20 protein-coding genes are annotated in these 22775 nt (G+C 64.1%); 14 read left to right on the top strand and 6 right to left on the bottom strand.

The genetic code is table 11. The annotated features are described in order from the left end of the window. Position 1: 1 nt before the first annotated feature. Genes LOY37_RS01990 through pilG form a run of 6 tightly spaced genes read right to left on the bottom strand, consistent with a single transcriptional unit; the run spans position 2 to position 9228 of the window. Positions 2-469 carry a chemotaxis protein CheW gene (locus tag LOY37_RS01990; RefSeq protein ID WP_258716209.1) on the bottom strand — a complete coding sequence of 156 codons (468 nt, stop codon included), beginning with the start codon at positions 467-469 and terminating at the stop codon, positions 2-4. Further along, positions 462-5771: an Hpt domain-containing protein gene (locus LOY37_RS01985; protein ID WP_258716208.1), complete on the bottom strand. Its 5310-nt coding sequence runs from the start codon at positions 5769-5771 to the stop codon at positions 462-464. The genes LOY37_RS01990 and LOY37_RS01985 overlap by 8 nt, the downstream gene beginning before the upstream one ends. 25 nt (positions 5772-5796) lie before the next feature. After that, positions 5797-7842: a methyl-accepting chemotaxis protein gene (locus LOY37_RS01980; RefSeq protein ID WP_258716207.1), complete on the bottom strand. Its 2046-nt coding sequence runs from the start codon at positions 7840-7842 to the stop codon at positions 5797-5799. Positions 7843-7857: 15 nt separating this feature from the next. Further along, a complete protein-coding gene (locus LOY37_RS01975) occupies positions 7858-8412 on the bottom strand; it encodes a chemotaxis protein CheW (RefSeq protein ID WP_115089245.1) in 555 nt (184 codons plus the stop codon). Next, positions 8409-8774: a twitching motility response regulator PilH gene (gene pilH, locus LOY37_RS01970; RefSeq protein ID WP_045193983.1), complete on the bottom strand. Its 366-nt coding sequence runs from the start codon at positions 8772-8774 to the stop codon at positions 8409-8411. The genes LOY37_RS01975 and pilH overlap by 4 nt, the downstream gene beginning before the upstream one ends. A gap of 43 nt (positions 8775-8817) precedes the next feature. After that, positions 8818-9228 (bottom strand): twitching motility response regulator PilG, encoded by a 411-nt coding sequence (gene pilG, locus LOY37_RS01965; protein ID WP_045193849.1) that lies wholly within the window; start codon positions 9226-9228, stop codon positions 8818-8820. 314 nt (positions 9229-9542) lie between these two features. Here pilG and gshB point away from each other — a divergent pair, with 314 nt between their 5' ends. From gshB to phaZ, 14 genes are all read left to right on the top strand, one after another. Beyond that, positions 9543-10496 (top strand): glutathione synthase, encoded by a 954-nt coding sequence (gene gshB / locus LOY37_RS01960; RefSeq protein ID WP_045193851.1) that lies wholly within the window; start codon positions 9543-9545, stop codon positions 10494-10496. A gap of 109 nt (positions 10497-10605) precedes the next feature. Continuing rightward, on the top strand, positions 10606-11511 hold the full coding sequence (locus LOY37_RS01955) for an energy transducer TonB (protein ID WP_038997538.1): 906 nt from the start codon (positions 10606-10608) through the stop codon (positions 11509-11511). A 139-nt stretch (positions 11512-11650) separates the two neighbouring features. Then, positions 11651-12145, top strand: coding sequence for a hypothetical protein (locus tag LOY37_RS01950; RefSeq protein WP_258716206.1), 495 nt, complete (start codon positions 11651-11653; stop codon positions 12143-12145). A gap of 143 nt (positions 12146-12288) precedes the next feature. Beyond that, on the top strand, positions 12289-13272 hold the full coding sequence (locus LOY37_RS01945; RefSeq protein ID WP_258716205.1) for an ankyrin repeat domain-containing protein: 984 nt from the start codon (positions 12289-12291) through the stop codon (positions 13270-13272). 71 nt (positions 13273-13343) lie between these two features. Beyond that, a complete protein-coding gene (locus tag LOY37_RS01940; protein WP_045193852.1) occupies positions 13344-13913 on the top strand; it encodes a YqgE/AlgH family protein in 570 nt (189 codons plus the stop codon). Further along, the gene (gene ruvX, locus LOY37_RS01935) at positions 13913-14344 is read left to right on the top strand and encodes a Holliday junction resolvase RuvX (RefSeq protein ID WP_093376944.1); all 432 of its coding nucleotides are present in this window, start codon (positions 13913-13915) and stop codon (positions 14342-14344) included. The genes LOY37_RS01940 and ruvX overlap by 1 nt, the downstream gene beginning before the upstream one ends. 62 nt (positions 14345-14406) lie before the next feature. Next, entirely contained in the window at positions 14407-14925 is a 519-nt protein-coding gene (pyrR, locus tag LOY37_RS01930; RefSeq protein ID WP_258716204.1) for a bifunctional pyr operon transcriptional regulator/uracil phosphoribosyltransferase PyrR, read from the top strand. Positions 14926-14937: 12 nt separating this feature from the next. Continuing rightward, complete coding sequence (locus LOY37_RS01925; protein WP_010221491.1) at positions 14938-15942, top strand: aspartate carbamoyltransferase catalytic subunit; 1005 nt, start codon at positions 14938-14940, stop codon at positions 15940-15942. Further along, positions 15939-17210, top strand: coding sequence for a dihydroorotase (locus tag LOY37_RS01920; RefSeq protein WP_258716203.1), 1272 nt, complete (start codon positions 15939-15941; stop codon positions 17208-17210). The genes LOY37_RS01925 and LOY37_RS01920 overlap by 4 nt, the downstream gene beginning before the upstream one ends. A gap of 177 nt (positions 17211-17387) precedes the next feature. Next, entirely contained in the window at positions 17388-17918 is a 531-nt protein-coding gene (gene hslV / locus LOY37_RS01915) for an ATP-dependent protease subunit HslV (protein ID WP_028945572.1), read from the top strand. A 77-nt stretch (positions 17919-17995) separates the two neighbouring features. Beyond that, positions 17996-19333, top strand: a complete 1338-nt coding sequence (gene hslU, locus LOY37_RS01910; RefSeq protein WP_045193855.1) for an ATP-dependent protease ATPase subunit HslU — start codon at positions 17996-17998, stop codon at positions 19331-19333. A 97-nt stretch (positions 19334-19430) separates the two neighbouring features. Next, positions 19431-19808 (top strand): DUF971 domain-containing protein, encoded by a 378-nt coding sequence (locus LOY37_RS01905; protein WP_258716202.1) that lies wholly within the window; start codon positions 19431-19433, stop codon positions 19806-19808. Positions 19809-20158: 350 nt separating this feature from the next. Continuing rightward, positions 20159-21838 carry a class II poly(R)-hydroxyalkanoic acid synthase gene (phaC, locus tag LOY37_RS01900; protein ID WP_213602665.1) on the top strand — a complete coding sequence of 560 codons (1680 nt, stop codon included), beginning with the start codon at positions 20159-20161 and terminating at the stop codon, positions 21836-21838. Positions 21839-21898: 60 nt separating this feature from the next. Then, positions 21899-22750 carry a poly(3-hydroxyalkanoate) depolymerase gene (gene phaZ / locus LOY37_RS01895; RefSeq protein ID WP_045193860.1) on the top strand — a complete coding sequence of 284 codons (852 nt, stop codon included), beginning with the start codon at positions 21899-21901 and terminating at the stop codon, positions 22748-22750. The last annotated feature ends 25 nt before the right edge of the window (positions 22751-22775 follow it).

Here is a 22775-nt window from a genome sequence, read left to right as displayed (position 1 = left end):
TTCAAACCACCCCTGCGTCTACCAACAGTTGCTCCAGCGCGGGCAGGTCCGGCACCCGTGCCACCTGTTCGCCCACCTGTACCGCCGCCAGCTCCAGGCCGGCCAGCGGCACATCGACGTAGTTGAGCTGGCTGTCGAGCTTGCACGAGCGCGGAATACCCTGCACCAGCAAGGCGACAAAGCGCAGCGAGCTGTTGCCCAGGGCATTGAGCACAACGATCCGCGCCCGCTCGCCCACCTGCAACTGGCCATCGCAGGCCGACTCAAAACTCAGCAGCGGCAGGCGCTGGCCGCGCCAGTCGATCCAGCCAAGCATCCACTCGGGCGCGTCCAGCGCCGGGCTGCCGGCCTGAAAGCCGATCAGTTCGGCCACGGCCACGTTGGGCAGTACCAGGCAGCGATCGCTCAAGGGCAGCAGCAGGCCGGTGAGGCTGCTGCGCCGGTTTTGCCGGGCCGGTTGTTCAAGCATCGCGGCGACTCCATTGGGCGATGCTCTGCAGCAGCACCGATTCCTGATAGGGCTTGCCCAGGTAGTCATTGACGCCGATGGCCATGGCCCGGTCGCGGTGTTTCTGGCCGGTACGCGAAGTGATCATGATGATCGGCAGGTCCTTGAGCTTGGGGTCGTGGCGGATCTGCGTGGCGACTTCAAAGCCGTCCATGCGCGGCATCTCGATATCCAGCAGGAGAATGTCCGGGCGATGCTCCTGCAGCAGGGCCATGGCATCGACCCCGTCCTTGGCGGTCAGTACGTTCATGCCGTGGCGTTCGAGCAGGCGCCCGGTAACCTTGCGCACCGTCACCGAGTCATCCACCACCATTACCAACAGCGGCCGTTGCGGCAAGCTGCCATGGCTGTCCCGGCGCAGGCCTTCGCTGCTGTGCTGGTGCAGTGCCAACTGCTGCTGCAAACCGCGCAACTGGCCGAGCAGATCGAGAATCAGCACCACCCGGCCATCGCCCAGCAAGGTCGCCCCGGACAAGCCCTGGACCGCGGCAAACTGCGGCCCCAGGCTTTTGACCACGATCTCGCGGCTGGCCGCCAGGCCATCGACCTGCACAGCGTATTGCTGGTCGTGGGAGTGCACCAGCAGCACCGGCAGCGGCAGGCTCTGGCCCAACAGTTTCGGCTGCGCCGCCCCCTGCAGCAGCTCGCCCAGGTAGCGCAGCTCGTAGCGATGCCCGGCGTACTGGTAATGCGGCGGATCAAGCTGATAGCACGCCTCGAGTTCGGCCGGCGGCACGCGGACGATGCCTTCGATGGTATTGAGCGGAATCGCGTACTGCTCTTCGCCGTAGTGCACCATCAAGCCACGGTTGATCGACACCGTGAATGGCAGGCGAATCAAAAAGCGCGCGCCCTTGCCCGGCTTCGACTCGATCACCATCGAACCTCCGAGCTGCTTGACCTCTTCATGGACCACGTCCATGCCCAGGCCGCGCCCGGAAATCTGGGTGATCTTCTCGGCGGTGGAAAACCCTGGCTGGAGGATGAACTGCATGATCTCGTGGTCACTGAGCACCGCTGCAGGGTCGAGCAAACCGCGCTTGATCGCCTTGCGCCGCACGGCTTCCAGCGGCACCCCGGCACCGTCGTCGGTCATTTCAATGACGATGTCGGCGCCTTCATGCAGCAGGTTCAGCGAGATCAGCCCGTGCGCAGGCTTACCCGCTGCCAGGCGCGCCTCGCGCGACTCCAGGCCATGGTCGACGGCGTTGCGCAGCATGTGCTCCAGCGGCGCCATCATGCGTTCCAGAACGCTGCGGTCCATCTCGCCCTCGGCATTGCCGACCACCAGTTCGACCTGCTTGCCCAGCTCACTGGAGACCTGCCGCACCACCCGCTGCAAGCGCGGCACCAGGCGCTCGAACGGCACCATGCGGGTGCGCATCAGGCCTTCCTGCAGGTCGCTGTTGACCCGCGCCTGTTGCTGCAACAGGCTGTGCGCGTCATGGGCGCGCACGCTCAGGGTTTCCTTGAGGTCGAGCAGGTCGGAGGCCGATTCGAACAACGCCCGCGACAATTGCTGCAGCTGCGAATGGCGGTCCATTTCCAGCGGGTCGAAATCGTCGTAGGCCTGGCCGTCGCCATCGGCCTGGCGGCTGAGGATGCGCCCCTGGGTTTCGGTATCCAGGCGGCGCAACTGGTCGCGCATGCGCTCCAGGGTGGTTTCCATCTCGTTCAGGGCCACTTGGGCGTCGTTGACCTGCTGCTCAATGCGGCCACGGATGATCGAATTCTCTCCGGCCAGGTTGCCCAGGTCATCAAGCAGCTCCGAGGCCACCTTGACCATATCCCCGGCGCCACGCTCAGGGGCGGTCACCGGCAGCTCTGGCGGCGCCGTATCCGGGTGCGCCTGACCGGCAGCGGTATCGGCCAATGCGGCGCTGCTGAAGTTGCGGATGTAGTCGATCAGCGCCGTGGCCGCGTGCAACGGTTGCTGCAGGCGCACCGCATCGAGCATGTGCGCCAGGCGGTCGTGGCAATTCTGCAGCAGGCTGAACAGCGCCGGGCTCGGTTGCAACTGGCCGGCGGCGAGCAGTTCGTAGAGAAACTCCAGTTCATGGGCCAGATCGCCGATCGGCCCGATCTCGACCATCCGCGCACCGCCCTTGAGGGTGTGCAGGTCGCGCAGCAGGTTCTCTACCTCAACGCCATTACGCGGCTCGGCCTGCCAGCGCAGCAAGGCCGCGCTGGAGCTTTCGACCAGGTCCAGGCTTTCTTCGAGGAAGATCTCCAGCAGCTCTTTGTCGCCGGCATCCTGCTGCGCTTCGACGGGTTTATCCACAGGCACCGGCGGCGGCGCCTCATGACGAAACTCGCGCAGCGCCGCCAGCAGCTCTACCTGGGCAGCCGGCACCTGGCCTTGCTGCAGTTGTTCGAGCATCTGCGCCAGTTGCTGGTGGCTGCGCTTGAGCAGGGCAAACAGCTCGGCGCCAGGGCTGAAGCGCCGGTCCACCAAACCTTCGTAAAGCAGCTCAAGCTCTTGTGCCAGCACCTCGAACGCGCCCATGGCGGCCATCTGCGCGCCACCCTTGAGGGTTTGCAGGTCGCGGGCCAGCGACGACAGCGCCGAGGCGTTGTCGGTATCCAGCAGCCAGCGCGCCAGGGCCTGGTCGGCGCTGTCGAGAATGTCGCTGGCTTCATCGAGAAACAGTTCGAGCATGGCCGGGTCCGGCGCTTGGGCCGCAAGTTCGGCGGTGGCACTGGCAAGCTCGGTGATTGTCCCGCCCTGGCTATTGACCAGGCCCATGGCCGCTGGGTCGAGGCCTTCGTCAAGCAGCTCGCGCAAGGCCTGCAGGCGTTCCGGACGCGGGTCGACTTCCTGGCCGGCGGCGATCTGGTCGAGCATGTCAATCAGCGCTTCATGGGCGCTTTGCGCCTCGCTGAAGAACCGCGGGCTGACCGCCAGGCTGCTCTCCTCCACGGCGCCATAGAGGTCGAGCAAGGCTTCACACAGCTCATCCACCTGCCACAGGTCGGCCAGGTGTGCGCTTTGGCCGAGGGTGGTCAGTTCATCAAGCAGGGCATTGAGTTCCTGGCGCTCGCCCGGGTGCTCCTGCCAGCGCAAAAGCAACGATTCGGCGTCGAGCAGGATGTCCATGCCCTGGGCCAGGAAGCTGGCAATCAGTTGCGGGTCGCGCTTGACCCGCAGGCCCTGGCTTGGCGCCTCGAGCAAAGCTTGCAGGCGAGCATCAACCACCTGGTGAATATCGGCGATCAGCGTCGCGGCCCCGGCAATCGGCGCCAGAGGCGCGCTGGAGAGCTGCTGCACGCCACGGCGCAGCAGCGGCTCGGCAGTTTCCAGCAGGTAGATTTCTTCCAGGTCGAAGGCCAGCTGATGGGCCTTGAACTCCCGCGCCAGCAAGTCCAGGGCGCCGGCCAGCTCGGCAATCGGTACTACCCCGGCCATCGCCGCACTGCCCTTGAGGGTGTGCAAAGCGCGCTGCAGGTTATCGCTGACCGCCAGCGGCAACTGCTTGTCGGCCTCGTGCAGGAAGGCTTCGAGACTGTCCAGGTGACCCAGGGCTTCGTTGCGAAAGATCTCCAGCAATTGCGGGTCGATGGCTTCGCCGGCCTCGGCCTCGCTGCGCGGGTCGTTCATGGCCAGGGCGTGCAACTGCGCGGCCAGTTGCTCAACGTCCGGATGCGCCGGCACCAGCGCCTGGGCAAACTCGCCGAGCAACGCAGGCAGCGTGTCCAGCGCCTGCTGCAAGGCAGCCAGGGGCGCCGCGCCGATTTCCACCCGGCCTTCGAGCACCCGGTTGAGCAGGTGCTCCGCCGCCCAGGCCAGTTCCGCCAGCACCTGGGCACGGACCATGCGCCCGCTGCCTTTAAGCGTGTGCAGGCCACGGCGCAGCTCGATCAGGGCGTCGCGGTCGGTGCCGTCGGCTTGCCAGCGCGTCCACATCTGATTGAGCAATGGCAGCAGTTCATGCGCCTCTTCGAGGAATATCTCTCGCAGTTCATCGTCGATCGGCGCTTCTTCGGCGGCAACCACCACTGGCGCTTCTGCCACGGGATCCGGCTCAAGGCGGTAACCCAAGGCTGCCAGGCTGTGCTGAGCCGCCTCGAGAAACCGCGAAGGATTGGCCTGGGAATCGGCAATCAGCCATTGCAGGTAGCACTCGCAGGCGCTCAAGGCCTCGGCCAGATGGGTCAGGGCCGCAGGATCGGCAAGGGTTTCACTGCCCAGCAGCTGCTCATGCACATAGTCGCCGCATTGCCCGATCAACGCCGCTGCGCGCGGCAGCATCAACATCGCCAGCGCGCCACGCACCTGTTGCAACAGGCCCGGCACTGGCTGCAGACGCTGGGGCTGCCAGCCGGCGTCGAGGCAATCGCCGATCAAGTCCTTGACCTGCTGCAGCACGGCGAAGGCTTCTTCCAGCACCAACTGGCGAATCTCGGCCAGGTCGGTGCCCGGCAGCGGGCTCTGGCTGTTCTGTTCCAGCGGCCCGACCATGCCGGCCAGGGTGGCTTCGACATACAGCAGCGCGCCGGCGATATCCATCAACAGCGCATCGGCAGGCTCGCGCTGGCCCTGAGCCAGGCTTTGCAGCACCAGCACCTGGTCGATGATCACCCGCCGCGGCTGGCCAAAGCCGAGGACCGCCAGGGTGTCGGCGATCTGGCGCAGCGGCGCCAGCAGCGGTTCCAGTTCATCCAGGTGCTGGCGGTCGCCGCGCACGAACTGGTCGAGGCGTTCCTTGACCCGTTTGAGGTCTTCGCACAGGGCGGCGACCACCGAACGCAAGGCATCACGATCGGGGCCGGCCTGCAGGCGATCGCGCCAGGTGCCCAGGTACAGGTCGAGGTTGGCCAGCTCTTCGGCGTCGGCCGGGCTGCTGCTCAGCAGGCTGTCCTGGGCCAGGGCCTGGGCACCGCGCTCGGCACGCAATTGGTTGAGCACTGGCAACACCACCAGCGGCAAGTCGCGGCGGGCGCTGCGCAGGCGCTCCAGGTACAGCGGCAATTGCTCAAGGCCGCGAAACAGCGCGCCCAGCGCTTCACCGCGCTGGCTGGCACGGCCCTGGCGCAAGGCCAGGCCCAGTTGTTCCATTTCTTCGGCGAGCAACGCTGCGCCGTTGAGTTCGAGCATCAGCAGGCAACCGCGCACCTGATGCAGCTGTTCGACAAAGCCATCGAGCACGGCTTCATCGCCGGGCTCGGCGGCGAAGTGCTCAAGGGTCAGGCGCGCCTGGCCCAGGCAGTCGGCGATCGCCCCTCTGACCCAGGCCAGCGCTACCGTATCGTGCCGATCCGCCATAACTGCTCCCATCACCATGATGCCCTCAACGCGGCGGCGTCGGCGGCAGGGTAAAACCGGACACCGAGCGGCGCATTTCACTGGCCATGCGTGCCAGGTTGCCGATGCTCTCAGCGGTGGCGGTTGAGCCGGCCGAGGTTTGCGAGGTGATCTGCTGGATCACCGACATGGTATGCGAGATCTGCCCGGCCGAAGAGGTCTGCAGCTGGGCGGCGTCGGAGATGCTGTGAATCAGGTCGGCGAGGGTCTGCGACACGCCTTCGATTTCCGCCAGCGCCACCCCGGCATCCTGGGCCAGGCGCGCACCGCGCACCACTTCGGCGGTGGTCTGCTCCATGGAAATCACCGCTTCGTTGGTGTCGGCCTGAATGGTACGCACCAGCGCTTCGATCTGCCGCGTGGCCGACGATGAGCGTTCGGCCAGGCGCTGTACCTCGTCGGCAACCACGGCAAAACCGCGCCCGGCCTCACCGGCCAGCGAAGCCTGGATCGCCGCGTTGAGGGCGAGGATGTTGGTCTGGTCGGCAATGTCGTCGATCAGGCTGACGATATCGCCGATTTCCTGGGACGACTCGCCCAGGCGCTTGATCCGCTTGGCGGTGTCCTGGATCTGCTCGCGGATGTTGTCCATGCCGTTGATGGTGTTGTGCACCACCTCGTTGCCCTTGTTGGCGATGGCCACCGAACGCTCGGCCACCTTGGCCGATTCGTAGGCGTGGGTCGAAACGCGGTCGATGGATTCAGCCATGTCGCCCACCGCCACCGAGGCATCGCTGATCTGCTGGGCCTGGTGCTCGGAGGCCTTGGCCAGTTGCCGCGCGGTGTTCTGGGTGTCTTGCACGGCGGCGGCAACTTCCTCGGCGCTGAGGTTGATGGTCGCCACCAGGTCGCGCAGCTGGTCGATGGAGTAATTGATCGAATCGGCAATGGCGCCGGTGAAGTCTTCGGTCACCGACACGGTTACGGTCAGGTCGCCGTCAGCAAGGTCTTCAATTTCGTCGAGCAGGCGCATGATCGCTTGCTGGTTGCGCTCGTTCTTCTCGGCAGTTTCGTGCAACTGGCGGTGGGTGGTGCGAACCATCACCAGGCCGATGAGAATGATCGACGCCAGCGCCAGCAAGCCCAGTACATAGCCGCCAACGGTATCCAGGGTTCGGCCGCCAGCCAGGTTTTCAAACCCGGTGGCCAGGCGCGAGGCTTCATCGAGCAGGGTTTGCGACAGACCGAAGATGCTCCCGGCGGCTTCGCGCACACGGAACAGCTCGGGCGAGGTTTCGAGGATTTCGTCGACGGAGCCTGCGACAAACTGGAACAGCTCGGCGATCTCGCCCAGGCGCGCGCGGGCGTCCGGATCCTGCACGCGGGTAACCTGGATCGCTTCGTTACCGCCGAGCATGGCCTCGAGCACCTGGCCGAAACGACTGGCGTCGCGGCCGAAGGCATCGGCGGCCTGCACAGCGGTGTCGTCGCCGGCCAGTACGGTATTCACCGAGCCAAGAATACGCTCGGCCAGCAACGACTGGCGCTGAGCCACGGCTACCTGGCTGGCCGGCGCACCGCTTTGCAGGAGGATCTCGACGACCTTCTCGTATTCCACCTGCAACTGCGGCACGGTTTCAGCCAGGGTCGCGGCGACCTGGTGCAACGACAGCACGGTCTGCTCGCTGGCCAGGATGGTGTCGGTGTTCTTGCGCAGGTTTTCCCAGTCACGCAGCACTGCGTCCATTTCCTTGCGCACCGCCGGTGGCGCAGCGGGCAGGCCGGTGCTGGCATCGCCCTTTTTCAGGTAGCCCCAACGCTGCTCGAAGTCGTTACGCGCCTCGCTCAACAAGCGGAAAGCCACGGCCTTGCCGGCCGCCGCTTCAGTGGCGTTCTTGGCGATGCGCTGGGACAGCACCCGCAGTTCACCGGCATGGCCAATGTACTGCTTGTCGTAGTTGGCCTGGGTGTTGAGGTAGGCGAAGTTGGCAAACAGCAGGATGATCGACAGGATCAGCACCACGAACAGCGCGGCGATCTGTGCGCTGCTGCGGGAACCCTGGGTCGATGGAGCCGTCTTGGTCGTGGTCACGGAGGTGGCGTTCCTTTACAGCGCGACATCGAGAAAACCCGGCGCCTGGGCCAGGGCGAAGGGGCTGAAGATCGCCCAGCTGCGCTCGCGCTGGAAATGCCCCTGGACGAAGGGTGCGGCAGCGCTGAGCAACGGCGTTGGCGGCGACAGATCGAGGCTGTGCAGCGGGAAATGCTGCAAGCCCAGCACTTCATCGACCAGCAAGCCGGCAAACAACTCGTCATGATCGAGCACCAGCACCCGCCGCTGCTTGCGCGGTGCCGACAGGCCCAGGCCGAAGAAACCGCAGAGGTCCATCACCGGCAGCAGCCGGCCACGCAGGTTGGCGACGCCGCTGACCCAGGGCTTGACCCCGGGAATGCGGCTCAGGCGCGGCTCGTGCAGCACTTCGGCGACTTCGCCCATGGGCGCGACGAACCACTGCTCGGCGATACGAAAGCCAATGCCGCTCCAGCTCTGCAGGCGGGTTTCCTGCAACGGCAGGTCGGCGGCCAGCAGCCGGCAACGCCGGTCGATGTCCAGCAGCAGCTCGAAGGCCGTCAGCGACTCGCCCATGGGCCGGGTGGTCAACCTTTGAGCACGTCGTTGAGCTTTTTGATCAGGGTGTCTTCGTCCACCGGCTTGGTCAGGTAGTCCTTGGCGCCCTGGCGCTGGCCCCAGACCTTGTCGGTCTCCTGGTCCTTGGTGGTGACGATGATCACCGGGATATGCGCGGTTTCCGGGTCTTTGCTCAACTGGCGGGTAGCCTGGAAGCCGTTGACCCCGGGCATGACGATGTCCATCAGTACCGCATCGGGCTTTTCGTGGCGGGCCAGGGCTACGCCATCGGCGCCGTTTTCGGCCTTGAGCACTTCATGCCCGTGCTTTTCGAGCATACCGGTCAGTTTGTACATTTCGGTCGGCGAATCGTCGACGATCAGAACTCGGGCCATGCTGTTCCCCATAAGGAATAGACGCCTGCGCGGCGGCGCAACGTCAGGGTGCGTGTTGTTCTTCTGCGGCGAATCCGGGCACATGGGCCTTGATTGCGTCCAGCAGCTCTTCCTTGCTGAAAGGTTTGGTCAAAAATTGATCAGAGCCGACGACACGGCCACGGGCCTTGTCGAACAGGCCATCGCGGGACGACAGGAGAATCACCGGCGTGTCCTTGAAGGTGCTGTTCTGCTTGATCAGGGCGCAGGTCTGGTAGCCGTCCAGACGCGGCATCAGCACGTCGACGAAAATGATCTGCGGCTGGTGGTCGATGATCTTGGCCAGGGCATCGAAACCGTCGATGGCCGTGATGACCTCACACCCTGCTTCACCGAGCAATATCTGGGCGGTGCGGCGAATCGTCTTGGAGTCGTCGATCACCATCACCTTCAATGCCGCGCCGGGCTGTTCCATAATTGCTCTACCATCGCTGCTCGCTATGAGCGGCAAGCTACAAGTTTCTGGCGGCAAGAAAAAGCAGGGTGAACGCGGCGTGCTTTTTCTTGTGGCTTATGGCTTGTGGCTTGCAGCTGGAGACGGCCGTGCAGGCCACGTGCCAGGCCTTTTTAGCACACTCTGGGGGGTGCATTCCATCGGCCCGCGCCGACGCCCGGCGCAGCGCCGCCCAGGATGCGTTTTTCCCTTGACCGCCAGCGCTGCGAGCGCCACCCTGACGCCACTTTTCATTCGAGCCAATGCGGCCCATAGCCGCTGAGAGGATTTTGCCCATGAGCGTTCGCCTCGGGATTGTCATGGACCCCATTGCGCGCATTTCCTATAAAAAGGACAGCTCGCTGGCCATGTTGCTGGCCGCCCAGGAGCGCGGTTGGTCGCTGTTCTACATGGAGCAGCAGGACCTCTACCAGGGCGCCGGCCAGGCCCGCGCACGCATGCGCCCGCTGAAAGTGTTCGCCGACCCGGAGCACTGGTTCGAGCTCGACGCCGAGCAAGACAGCGCCCTGAGCGAGCTGGACGTGATCCTGATGCGCAAGGATCCACCGTTCGACATGGAGTTCGTCTACAGCACCTACCTGCTGGAACAGGCCGAAGCCGCCGGCGTGCTGGTGGTCAACCGCCCGCAGAGCCTGCGCGACTGCAACGAAAAACTGTTCGCCACGCTGTTCCCGCAGTGCACGCCACCGACCCTGGTCAGCCGCCGCGCCGATATCCTGCGCGAATTCGTCAACCAGCAGGGCGACACCATCCTCAAGCCGCTGGACGGCATGGGCGGCACCTCGATCTTCCGCCATCGCCCGGGCGACCCGAACCTCTCGGTAATCCTCGAGACCCTGACCGGCAACGGCACCCAGCAAATCATGGCGCAAGGCTACCTGCCGGCCATCAAGGACGGCGACAAGCGCATCCTGATGATCGACGGCGAGCCGGTGCCCTATTGCCTGGCGCGAATTCCGGCCTCGGGCGAAACCCGTGGCAACCTCGCCGCCGGCGGCCGTGGCGAAGCCCGCCCACTGACCGACCGCGACCGCTGGATCGCCGCACAGGTCGGCCCGACCCTGCGCGAGAAGGGCCTGCTGTTCGTCGGCCTGGACGTGATCGGCGAGCACCTGACCGAAATCAACGTCACCAGCCCGACCTGCATCCGCGAGATCGACAACGCCTTCGGCACCCAGATCGGCGTGCAGTTGATGGATGCCATTGATCGCAAGCTCAAGGCGCGCTGACAGCCGACGCGGAGCAACCGCGCAGAGTGGGGTATCATGCCGGTCGTTTTTATGACCTGGGCACCTGCTCTGCCGGTTCCCCCCGGTCTTTGCAGCTGCTGGATACCTGATGACGCTTCCTGCTGACATCCCTGCCGACTTCTCTCCACCCCGCGTACGCCCGGTGGATCGCCTGGGTTTTACCTTGTTCCTGGCAGCGCTGCTGCACCTGGCGCTGATTCTCGGTGTCGGCTTCACCTTCGCCAAGCCCGAAGAAATCCGCCGGACCATGGAAATCACCCTGGCCACCTTCAAAAGCGAGAAAGCGCCGCAGAAGGCCGATTACCTGGCCCAGGACAATCAGCAAGGCAGTGGCACCCTGGACAAGAAGGCGGTGCCGAAAACCACCGAAGTAGCGCCCTTCCAGGACAGCAAGATCAACAAGGTCACCCCGCCGCCGGCCGCCAAGCCCGAAGTACAACCGCAACCGACACCGCCCAAGGCAGTAGTGGCGACCAAGGCGCCGAAGCCGGAAAAGGTCGAAACCCGACCCAAGGAAGCCAAGCCGCAGCCCAAACCCAAGGCCGCGACCCCGGACTTCGACAGCTCGCAGCTGTCCAGCCAGATCGCCAGCCTCGAAGCCGAACTGTCCAACGAGCAGCAGCTGTACGCCAAGCGCCCGCGCATCCACAGGCTTAATGCCGCCTCGACCATGCGCGACAAGGGTGCCTGGTACAAGGACGAGTGGCGCAAGAAGGTCGAGCGTATCGGCAACCTCAACTACCCCGACGAAGCCCGGCGCCAGCAGATCTACGGCAGCCTGCGGCTGATGGTGTCGATCAACCGCGACGGTTCGCTGTATGAAGTGCTGGTGCTGGAGTCCTCCGGCCAGCCGCTGCTCGACCAGGCCGCCCAGCGCATCGTGCGCCTGGCCGCACCGTTCGCGCCGTTCACCGGAGACCTGGCCGATATCGACCGGCTGGAGATCATCCGCACCTGGCGTTTTGCCCGTGGGGACCGGTTGCAGAGTAATTGACTCGAACGTTCTGAGTTAAATTGCCAACACTCAAGAGTAACCCAGAAGACTATCTCTGTTACCTGATAAAACTGACAGTTTCGATATCACTCCCAAGCGCTCAATATCGCCATGTAAATCACCAAACTGGGAGGTTGCCATGAGCACTATCGTTGAGCTTGCTAGCGCAAAATTCAAATACAGCCTTAAGCACGCCAGTGGTTATTTCAAAGTAACCGTACGAAATGGCGTGAACGAAACAGTATACGAGAACGACAACGTCAGCTTTCTACGAGCTGGGGAGGCGAGTCTTATTTACTGCGTATTTAATGACTGGCCTTTCGATCCAAGCAAAACCTATCCGGCTGTGTGGATCTCAACACGCGGCCTTTTGGAATTACGTGAATATGCAATAAAGCCTGACCCAGCCGAGGGCGAGTTTTTGGGTCTTCTTGCAACGTACTCCAATGGCAATGTCAGCGGTAACAACCCAGGCACAGGAAAGCTGGAAATCACATCACTTTCCAACCAAACGGACCTGCTCCATATAGAAGGCAAAGGCGATTTCAGTTTCACACTTGCTGATGGTCGGACTACAAACGTAGTCATCGATATGTTTACCGCTCAATATCATTCACCGACTCTTCTTTTCTGAAAATACCATGGTCCTCTCTCGCCTCTGCTGGCTGCTGTCGGCCGCAACAGGCGGGCGGGATCTAAGGCTATACCTGATGGCAAAACAATAGCCATTTTGCGATGATGCGCGCCCGTATATCCCCTCAAGAAAGGATTCTGTTGATGTCGCGCATCAATTTCGCCCGCAAAACAGCCGCCCTCGGCCTGGCCCTGGCGGCCGGCGCCCTGCCTGCTGCTGCCTTCGCCGACGCCGCCGAGCTGTCGCAGAAGCTGTACAACGAAGTTGGCGAGTACAAGTACGACGAAACCCCGGCGCGCCTGGCCAAGATCCAGGCCTTGCTCGACCAGGGTGCCGATCCGAAAGGCCAGCCGATGTTCCTGGCCGCCTCCTACAAGATCGTCGCGCCGTTCGAGCTGTTCCTGCCAAAGATCGGTGACGTCAACACACCGATCCAGGAAAACGGCGAAACCCTGCTGCTGTTCGTCCTCAACCAGGCCGAGCAATCGAAGGCCTCCGAGGCCGACCTGCGCATGGTCAAGGGCCTGATCAAGGCCGGCGCCGACGTCAACGTGCTGGCCCAGGGCGATTCCGCTACGCCGCTGAACACCGCGGCAGGCAAGGGCTCAGCCGAACTGATCAAGCTGCTGCTGGCTTCCGGCGCCGATGCCAAGGCCGTCCGGCCGAACGGCTTTACCCCATTGACCGGACCGGGTGCCTCGAACCTGGAGGTGATCAAGCTGCTGGTCGCTGCCGGCGCCAATCCCTACCAGGTAACCCTGACCGGCACGACGCCGCTGCACCATGTTTGCGAACGCGCCTTTGAGATGAACGGCCAGCCTGACCCACAAGCGGCCGAGCGCATTGCCCTGCTGCTGAAAAAAGGCAGCTCGATCGATGCCTACCACGAGCAGCACGGCACCTTCCCGGTCGGTACGCCGCTGGAAGAAGCCGCCCGCACGGACAACCCGGACTGCGTCGCCGCGCTGATCAAGGCCGGCTCCAGCCTCAAGGCCCCGGCGTTCCCGGAGAGCTACCTGGCCAAGTACCCGCAGGCCAAGCAGCAAACCGTCCAGGAGTACGTGCTGTCGGCCGCTGAAGAGTCGCCAACCCTGTACACCGAAGAAGTGGTCAAGCTGTTCAAGTAACCCCGCAGTAAAGCTGACAAGGTGACGCCAGCACCTTGTCAGCGTGGCCACTCACCGCCACACTATCAGGCATGAAGAACCTCAGCCCGGATTACCTCAAGCATCAGTTCCTGATTGCCATGCCACACATGGCCGACCCGAACTTCGCGCAGACCTTGACCTACATCGTCGAGCACAACGCCAATGGGGCGATGGGGCTGGTGGTCAATCGGCCACAAGACCTCAACCTGGCCGATATCCTCGAACAGCTGCGCCCGGACGTCGAACCGCCGGCCAGCTGCATTCATGTACCAATCTATATGGGCGGCCCGGTGCAAACCGACCGCGGCTTCGTCCTGCACACCAGCGAGCGCAGCTTCCAGGCCACCGTCGAACTCGACGGCCTGTCGCTGACCACCTCCCAGGACGTGCTGTTCGCCATCGCCGACGGCCTTGGCCCGAAACAGAGCCTGATTACCCTCGGCTATGCCGGCTGGGAAGCCGGGCAGCTGGAAGCGGAGCTGGCCGACAACGCCTGGCTGAACTGCCCGTTCGACCCCGAGATCATCTTCGGCATGGCCTGTGAGCAGCGCCTTGCCGCCGCGGCGGCAAGCCTGGGGATCAACCTCAGCCTGCTGACCAGCCAGGCGGGGCACGCCTGATGGCCGAAGTACGTCTACTGCTGGGCTTTGACTACGGCAGCCGCCAGATCGGCGTCGCCGTCGGCCAGGTGATCACCGGCCAGGCCCGCGAGCTGTGCACCCTCAAGGCGCAGAACGGCACGCCGGACTGGGCCCAGGTGGAAAAACTGATCAAAGAGTGGAAACCCGACGCCCTGGTGGTCGGCCTGCCCTTGAACATGGATGGCAGCCCCAGCGAGATGAGCGAGCGCGCAGAAAAATTCGCCCGCCGCCTTAATGGTCGATACAACCTGCCGGTCCACACCCACGACGAACGCCTGACCACTTTCGAAGCCAAGGGCGAGCGCATGGCCCGTGGCGGCCAGCGCGGCAGTTACCGCGACAATCCGGTGGATGCCATTGCCGCCGCCTTGCTGCTGCAGGGCTGGCTGGAGGCCAATACCGGGGCCTGAGACCCGATCATCGCATTCAAGCCGGGCCAGCGCACCGCTCCCCGGCCTCTTGAGGAGCAAGCATGAGCCTACCCAATCCCGCCGAACTGATCCGGCAGATGGCCGTCGACCTTCGCGCCCATCTGGCCCGCCGCGCCATTGCCGAGCCGCGTTTCATCGGCATCCGCACCGGGGGTGTCTGGGTCGCCCAGGCCCTGCTCGAAGAGCTGGGCAGCGACGCCGCCCTGGGCACGCTCGACGTTTCCTTCTACCGCGACGACTTCAGCCAGAACGGCCTGCACCCGCAGGTGCGCCCGTCCGACCTGCCGTTCGAGATCGAAGGCCAGCACCTGGTGCTGATCGACGACGTACTGATGAGCGGGCGCACCATCCGCGCCGCCCTCAACGAGCTGTTCGACTATGGCCGCCCGGCCAGCGTGACCCTGGTCTGCCTGCTCGACCTGGATGCCGGCGAATTGCCGATCCGGCCGAATGTGGTCGGCGCCACCCTGTCGCTGGCCACCCATGAACGGGTAAAATTGACCGGACCCGCACCGCTCGCCCTCGAGCGCCAGGACCTCGCCTCCGCTTCCGCCCTTTAAGAGTCCCCCGCGATGACGCCAATCGACGCCAAGCGCCCGCTGCAGCTCAATGATCAGGGCCAGCTGCGCCACTTTCTCTCGCTCGACGGTTTGCCCCGCGAACTGCTGACCGAAATCCTCGACACCGCCGACTCGTTCCTCGAAGTCGGCGCCCGGGCCGTGAAGAAGGTCCCGTTGCTGCGCGGCAAGACCGTCTGCAACGTGTTCTTCGAGAACTCCACGCGCACCCGCACCACCTTCGAACTGGCCGCCCAGCGGCTGTCGGCCGACGTCATCACCCTGAACGTGTCGACCTCTTCGACCAGCAAAGGTGAAACCCTGTTCGACACCCTGCGCAACCTCGAAGCCATGGCCGCCGACATGTTCGTCGTGCGTCATGCCGACTCGGGCGCCGCGCACTTCATCGCCGAGCACGTGTGCCCGGAGGTGGCGATCATCAACGGCGGCGACGGCCGCCACGCCCACCCGACCCAGGGCATGCTCGACATGCTCACCATTCGTCGGCACAAGGGCGGCTTCGAGAACCTCTCGGTGGCCATCGTCGGCGACATCCTGCACTCGCGGGTGGCGCGCTCGAACATGCTCGCGCTGAAAACCCTGGGCTGCCCGGACATCCGCGTGATCGGCCCGAAAACCCTGCTGCCGATCGGTATCGAGCAGTATGGGGTGAAGGTCTACACCGACCTCGAGCAAGGCCTCAAGGACGTCGACGTGGTGATCATGCTGCGCCTGCAGCGTGAGCGCATGGCCGGCGGCCTGCTGCCCAGCGAAGGCGAGTTCTACCGCCTGTTCGGCCTGACCACCGCGCGCCTGGCCGGGGCCAAGCCGGATGCCATCGTCATGCACCCGGGCCCGATCAACCGCGGCGTCGAGATTGAATCAGCGGTGGCCGACGGCGCCCACTCGGTGATCCTCAACCAGGTCACCTACGGCATCGCCGTGCGCATGGCGGTGCTGTCCATGGCCATGAGCGGGCAGACCGCGCAACGTCAATTCGAGCAGGAGAACGCCCAGTGACCCTCAGTATTCTCGGCGCCCGGGTCATCGACCCGCTGAGCGGCCTGGACCAGACCACTGACCTGCACATCGATGCCGGCAAGATCATCGCCATCGGCGCCGCCCCGGCAGGCTTCAAGCCGGCGCGCAGCATCGACGCCCAAGGCCTGGTAGCCGCCCCCGGCCTGGTCGACCTCAACGTCGCCCTGCGCGAGCCCGGCTACAGCCGCAAGGGCAGCATCGCCAGCGAAACCCGCGCTGCCGCTGCCGGTGGCGTCACCAGCCTGTGCTGCCCGCCGCAGACCAAGCCAGTGCTGGACACCTCGGCAGTGGCCGAGCTGATTCTCGACCGCGCCCGCGAAGCCGGGCACAGCAAGGTCTACCCGATCGGCGCCCTGAGCAAAGGCCTTGAAGGCGAGCAGCTTGCCGAGCTGATTGCCCTGCGCGACGCCGGCTGCGTGGCCTTTGGCAACGGCCTCAATGCCTTTGCCAACAACCGCACCCTGGCCCGCGCCCTGGAATACGCCGCGACCTTCGACCTGACGGTGATCTTCCACTCCCAGGACCGCGACCTGGCCCAGGGTGGCCTGGCCCACGAAGGCGCCATGGCCAGCTTCCTCGGCCTTCCGGGCATCCCGGAAACCGCCGAGACCGTGGCCCTGGCGCGCAACCTGCTGCTGGTCGAACAGACCGGCGTGCGTGCGCACTTCAGCCAGCTGACCAGCGCCCGCGGCGCGCGGCTGATCGCCCAGGCTCAGGAACTGGGCCTGCCGGTGACCGCCGACGTGGCCCTGTACCAGCTGATCCTCACCGACGAAGCGCTGCGCGACTTCTCCAGCCTCTACCACGTGCAACCGCCGCTGCGCACCCGCGCCGACCGCGACGGCCTGCGTGAGGCGGTGAAGTCCGGGGTGATCCAGGCGATTTCCAGCCATCACCAGCCCCACGAGCGGGATGCCAAACTGGCACCGTTCGGCGCCACCGAGCCAGGTATCAGCAGTGTCGAACTGTTGCTGCCGCTGGCCATGACCCTGGTGGAAGACGGCCTGCTCGATTTGCCGACTTTGTTGCAACGTTTGTCTGCAGGCCCTGCAGCAGCGCTGCGCCTGCCAGCGGGCGAGCTGAAGGTAGGAAGTGCCGCAGACCTGGTGCTGTTCGACGCCAAGGCCTCGACCCTGGCCGGCGAGCAATGGCGCTCGAAGGGCGACAACTGCCCGTTCATCGGCCACTGCCTGCCGGGCGCGGTGCGTTATACCTTGGTCGATGGGCATATCAGTCACGAAGCCTGAGTTTGCGCTGCTACATCGCGGGTCAAGCCCGCTCCCACAGGATTTCACCCATCTCTGTGGGAGCGGGCTTGACCCGCGATAGCCATTACCACTCATCCTGCAAGGTTGAAATCCTTCCCACCACCCCCATATGAGTCTGCATCAGGCATTTTCGCCCCGCTGCGTGGAGACTCTCCCTTGACCACCATCGTTTCAGTTCGCCGCCACGGCAAAGTCGTCATGGGCGGCGACGGCCAGGTTTCTCTCGGCAACACCGTGATGAAAGGCAACGCCAAGAAAGTCCGCCGCCTGTACCACGGCCAGGTCATCGCCGGTTTCGCCGGTGCCACCGCCGACGCCTTCACCCTGTTCGAACGCTTCGAAGGGCAACTGGAAAAACACCAGGGCCATCTGATCCGCGCCGCCGTGGAGCTGGCCAAGGAGTGGCGTACCGACCGTTCCCTGAGCCGCCTGGAAGCCATGCTGGCGGTAGCCAACAAGGACGCATCGCTGATCATCACCGGCAACGGTGACGTGGTCGAGCCCGAAGACGGCCTGATCGCCATGGGCTCCGGTGGCGCCTACGCCCAGGCCGCCGCCCGCGCGCTGCTGCAAAAGACCGACCTCTCGGCCCGCGAAATCGCCGAGACCGCGCTGAACATCGCCGGTGACATCTGTGTGTTCACCAACCACAACCTGACCATCGAGGAGCAGGACCTGGCCGAGTAATTCAGCTGTTCTGGCGCCCGGCCCCGGTGGCCGGGCTTTTCCACGCTGACTTATCGAGCCCAAGGACCATCACTATCATGTCCATGACCCCCCGCGAGATCGTCCACGAACTCAACCGCCATATCATCGGCCAGGACGACGCCAAGCGCGCCGTCGCCATCGCCCTGCGCAACCGCTGGCGGCGCATGCAACTGCCGGCCGAGCTGCGCGTTGAAGTGACGCCGAAGAACATCCTGATGATCGGCCCGACCGGCGTCGGCAAGACCGAAATCGCCCGGCGCCTGGCAAAGCTTGCCAACGCCCCGTTCATCAAGGTCGAAGCGACCAAGTTCACCGAGGTCGGCTATGTCGGCCGTGACGTCGAGTCGATTATCCGCGACCTCGCCGATGCGGCGATCAAGATGCTCCGCGAGCAGGAAATCATCCGCGTCGGCCACCGCGCCGAAGATGCTGCCGAAGAGCGCATCCTCGACGCCCTGCTGCCACCGGCGCGCACCGGCTTCAACGAAGACCAGGTCGCCAGCCAGGACTCCAACACCCGCCAGCTGTTCCGCAAGCGCTTGCGCGAAGGCCAGCTGGACGACAAGGAAATCGAGATCGAAGTGGCCGAGGCCGTGGGTGTCGATATTTCCGCGCCGCCGGGCATGGAGGAGATGACCAACCAGTTGCAGAACCTGTTCGCCAACATGGGCAAGGGCAAGCGCAAGAGCCGCAAGCTCAAGGTCAAGGAAGCGCTCAAGCTGGTGCGCGACGAAGAAGCCGGGCGCCTGGTCAACGAAGACGAGCTCAAGGCCAAGGCCCTGGAAGCGGTCGAGCAGCACGGCATCGTGTTCATCGACGAAATCGACAAGGTTGCCAAGCGCGGTAACGTTGGCGGCGCCGATGTTTCCCGTGAAGGCGTGCAGCGCGACCTGCTGCCACTGATCGAAGGCTGCACGGTGAACACCAAGCTGGGCATGGTCAAGACCGACCACATCCTGTTCATCGCCTCCGGTGCCTTCCACCTGAGCAAGCCAAGCGACCTGGTGCCCGAGCTGCAAGGTCGCCTGCCGATTCGCGTCGAACTCAAGGCCCTGAGCCCGGAAGACTTCGAGCGTATCCTCAGCGAGCCGCACGCCTCGCTCACCGAGCAATACCGTGAGCTGCTGAAAACCGAAGGCTTGAACATCGAGTTCGCCGCCGACGGCATCAAGCGCCTGGCCGAGATCGCCTGGCAGGTCAACGAGAAAACCGAGAACATCGGTGCCCGTCGCCTGCACACCTTGCTCGAGCGCCTGCTCGAAGAGGTGTCGTTCAGCGCCGGCGACCTGGCCAGCGCCCACAGCGAAGCGCCGATCCGCATCGACGCCGACTACGTCAACAGCCACCTGGGCGAATTGGCGCAGAACGAAGACCTGTCTCGCTACATTCTCTAAAGCGGCAAGCTTCAAGCGGCAAGCTGCAAGTCAAGCGCGCTGGACGCCTTCTCTTGTAGCTTGTAGCTTGCAGCTTGTAGCCCAAGAGCCCTTATCCATGACCAGAATCCCCACCGGCATCAATCTGCATAAAGCCTCCAAGACCCTCACCCTGACCTACGGGCCAGGCGAGGTGTACAACCTGACCGCCGAATTCCTGCGCGTGCACTCCCCCTCCGCCGAGGTCCAGGGCCACGGCAATCCGATCCTCCAGTACGGCAAGCTCGGCGTTGGCTTGAGCGGGCTGGAACCTGCCGGCCAGTACGCCCTGAAACTGACCTTCGACGACGGCCACGACAGCGGCCTGTTCACCTGGGAATACCTCGAGCAGTTGTGCCTGCGCCAGCAGGAACTCTGGGATGACTACCTTGGCGAGCTGAAAAAAGCCGGCAAATCCCGCGACCCCAACGAGTCGATCGTCAAGCTGATGCTCTAGCTCGGGCCCCTCAGGGTTTAGAGCGCATTTTCTAATTCTATTTGCTTGAATGCCTGCACCACGGCCAATGAGTGGCCGTCTTGCGCTATACCAAAAAGTCGGGTAACCAATGGATCTGGCAAGTTCCCTGCATCGGATTTAATGCAGGGTCGGGCTGGTATGTAGAGGTCGCGAGCGAAAGCAGGCAGTCTTCTCACGCAGAAAAAACCCGCATGGCTCATCGTCGTTTGCATCCGGCCGCAGGACCGCAGTTCGTTATCACTGGTCACCCGAGCAGCAGTACCGGGCGTTCGTCTGTGTAACGCGCACAGTCAAACCGGTACTCGTCTCAGGACAACGGAGCGTCGTAGATGAGTAACAAGAATAACGATGACCTGCAGCGCCAAGCCTCGGAAAACACCCTGGGTCTGAACCCGGTGATCGGCTTGCGCCGCAAGGATTTGCTGACATCTGCTCGAATGGTCCTGCGTCAGGCCATTCGTCAACCGCTGCACAGTGCCAAGCATGTCGCCCATTTCGGCATGGAGCTGAAAGATGTGATCTTCGGCAAGTCGAGCTTGCAGCCCGAGGGCGACGACCGCCGTTTTCACGACCCGGCCTGGAGCCAGAACCCGCTGTATCGCCGCTACCTGCAGACCTACCTGGCCTGGCGCAAGGAACTGCACGACTGGATCGATACCAGCAACCTCTCCGACCAGGACATCAGCCGCGGCCACTTCGTCATCAACCTGATGACCGAGGCCATGGCGCCGACCAACACCGCAGCCAACCCGGCGGCGGTCAAGCGCTTCTTCGAAACCGGTGGCAAGAGCCTGCTCGACGGCCTGTCGAACCTGGCCAAGGACATGGTCAACAATGGCGGCATGCCCAGCCAGGTGAACATGGACGCCTTCGAAGTCGGCAAGAACCTCGGCACCAGCGAAGGCGCGGTGGTGTTTCGCAATGACGTGCTGGAACTGATCCAGTACCGGCCGATCACCGAGCAGGTGCTGGAAAAGCCGCTGCTGGTGGTACCGCCGCAGATCAACAAGTTCTACGTCTTCGACCTCAGCCCGGAAAAGAGCCTGGCGCGTTTCTGCCTGCGCTCCAACGTGCAGACCTTCATCGTCAGTTGGCGCAACCCGACCAAGTCCCAGCGCGAATGGGGCCTGTCGACCTACATCGACGCGCTCAAGGAAGCGGTCGACGTGATCCTGGCGATCACCGGCAGCAAGGACCTGAACATGCTCGGCGCCTGCTCCGGCGGTATCACCTGCACTGCGCTGGTGGGCCACTACGCGGCGCTGGGCGAAAAGAAGGTCAACGCCCTGACCCTGCTGGTCAGCGTGCTCGATACCACCCTCGATACCCAGGTGGCGCTGTTCGTCGACGAGCAGACCCTCGAGGCGGCCAAGCGCCACTCCTATCAGGCCGGTGTGCTCGAAGGCCGCGACATGGCCAAGGTATTCGCCTGGATGCGCCCCAACGACCTGATCTGGAACTACTGGGTCAACAACTACCTGCTGGGCAACGAGCCGCCGGTGTTCGACATCCTGTTCTGGAACAACGACACCACGCGACTGCCGGCCGCCTTCCACGGCGACCTGATCGAAATGTTCAAAAACAACCCACTGCTGCGCCCCGATGCACTGGAAGTGTGCGGCACGCCGATCGACCTCAAGCAGGTGACCACCGACATCTTCAGCGTCGCCGGTACCGCCGATCACATCACCCCGTGGCAGTCATGCTACAAGTCGGCGCAGCTGTTCGGTGGCAAGGTCGAGTTCCTGCTGTCCAACAGCGGCCATATCCAGAGCATCCTCAACCCGCCGGGCAACCCCAAGGCGCGCTACATGACCAACAGTGAAATGCCCGCCAGCGCCCTCGACTGGCAAGAGAACTCGACCAAGCACACCGATTCCTGGTGGCTGTACTGGCACACCTGGCTGGCCGAGCGTTCCGGCAAGCTGAAAAAAGCCCCGGTCAACCTTGGCAACAAGGCTTACGTCGCCGGTGCCGCCGCGCCAGGGACCTACGTTCACGAGCGTTGATAGCGAACACCGCCGCAGCTCGCGAGGGCTGCGGCGTTTATCCAACACAGGGCTTCGCGCATGCCGCAACCGTATATTTTCAGGACCGTCGACCTGGATGGCCAGACCATCCGCACCGCCGTCCGACCCGGCAAGCCGCACTTGACGCCCTTGCTGATCTTCAATGGCATCGGCGCCAACCTGGAGCTGGTGTTCCCCTTCATCCAGGCCCTGGACCCGGACCTTGAGGTAATTGCTTTCGACGTGCCGGGGGTCGGCGGTTCATCGACCCCGCGCCACCCCTACCGTTTTCCGGGCCTGGCCAAGCTCACCGCGCGCATGCTCGACTACCTCGACTATGGCCAGGTCAATGTCATTGGCGTGTCCTGGGGCGGGGCGCTGGCCCAGCAGTTCGCCCATGACTACCCCGAGCGCTGCAAGAAACTGGTGCTCGCGGCCACCGCCGCTGGCGCGGTGATGGTGCCGGGCAAGCCCAAGGTGTTGTGGTTGATGGCCAGCCCAAGGCGCTACGTACAGCCGTCCCATGTGATCCGCATCGCCCCGCAGATCTACGGCGGCGCCTTTCGCCGGGACCCGGACCTGGCCCTGTCGCACGCGGCCAAGGTGCGCTCAGGCGGCAAGCTGGGTTACTACTGGCAACTGTTCGCCGGGCTTGGCTGGACCAGCATTCACTGGCTGCACAAGATCCAGCAGCCGACCCTGGTGCTGGCCGGTGACGATGACCCGTTGATTCCCTTGATCAACATGCGCCTGCTGGCCTGGCGAATTCCCAATGCCCAGCTACACATAATCGACGACGGCCATTTGTTCCTGATCACCCGGGCCGAGGCCGTCGCCCCGATCATCATGAAGTTTCTCCAGCAAGAGCGCCAACGCGCCGTCATGCACCCTCGGCCCGCCCCCAGCAGCTGAGACGCCTGCCACACCCGAGCCCATG

The organism is Pseudomonas sp. B21-012 (genome assembly GCF_024749305.1).
Classification (GTDB): domain Bacteria; phylum Pseudomonadota; class Gammaproteobacteria; order Pseudomonadales; family Pseudomonadaceae; genus Aquipseudomonas.
Note: the sequence above shows the minus strand (reverse complement) of the source record. Positions and strands in the feature narration are given on the sequence as shown.

Bases quoted from the DNA above. Each gene is read 5' to 3' on its own strand.
- pilH (WP_045193983.1), bottom strand. From the start codon at position 8,774: ATGGCCCGAGTTCTGATCGTCGACGATTCGCCGACCGAAATGTACAAA.
- LOY37_RS01940 (WP_045193852.1), top strand. From the start codon at position 13,344: ATGAAGAACCTCAGCCCGGATTACCTCAAGCATCAGTTCCTGATTGCC.
- pilG (WP_045193849.1), bottom strand. From the start codon at position 9,228: ATGGAACAGCCCGGCGCGGCATTGAAGGTGATGGTGATCGACGACTCC.
- hslU (WP_045193855.1), top strand. From the start codon at position 17,996: ATGTCCATGACCCCCCGCGAGATCGTCCACGAACTCAACCGCCATATC.
- gshB (WP_045193851.1), top strand. From the start codon at position 9,543: ATGAGCGTTCGCCTCGGGATTGTCATGGACCCCATTGCGCGCATTTCC.
- LOY37_RS01945 (WP_258716205.1), top strand. From the start codon at position 12,289: ATGTCGCGCATCAATTTCGCCCGCAAAACAGCCGCCCTCGGCCTGGCC.
- LOY37_RS01925 (WP_010221491.1), top strand. From the start codon at position 14,938: ATGACGCCAATCGACGCCAAGCGCCCGCTGCAGCTCAATGATCAGGGC.
- phaC (WP_213602665.1), top strand. From the start codon at position 20,159: ATGAGTAACAAGAATAACGATGACCTGCAGCGCCAAGCCTCGGAAAAC.
- ruvX (WP_093376944.1), top strand. From the start codon at position 13,913: ATGGCCGAAGTACGTCTACTGCTGGGCTTTGACTACGGCAGCCGCCAG.
- LOY37_RS01990 (WP_258716209.1), bottom strand. From the start codon at position 469: ATGCTTGAACAACCGGCCCGGCAAAACCGGCGCAGCAGCCTCACCGGC.
- LOY37_RS01985 (WP_258716208.1), bottom strand. From the start codon at position 5,771: ATGGCGGATCGGCACGATACGGTAGCGCTGGCCTGGGTCAGAGGGGCG.
- LOY37_RS01950 (WP_258716206.1), top strand. From the start codon at position 11,651: ATGAGCACTATCGTTGAGCTTGCTAGCGCAAAATTCAAATACAGCCTT.
- pyrR (WP_258716204.1), top strand. From the start codon at position 14,407: ATGAGCCTACCCAATCCCGCCGAACTGATCCGGCAGATGGCCGTCGAC.
- LOY37_RS01905 (WP_258716202.1), top strand. From the start codon at position 19,431: ATGACCAGAATCCCCACCGGCATCAATCTGCATAAAGCCTCCAAGACC.
- LOY37_RS01955 (WP_038997538.1), top strand. From the start codon at position 10,606: ATGACGCTTCCTGCTGACATCCCTGCCGACTTCTCTCCACCCCGCGTA.
- phaZ (WP_045193860.1), top strand. From the start codon at position 21,899: ATGCCGCAACCGTATATTTTCAGGACCGTCGACCTGGATGGCCAGACC.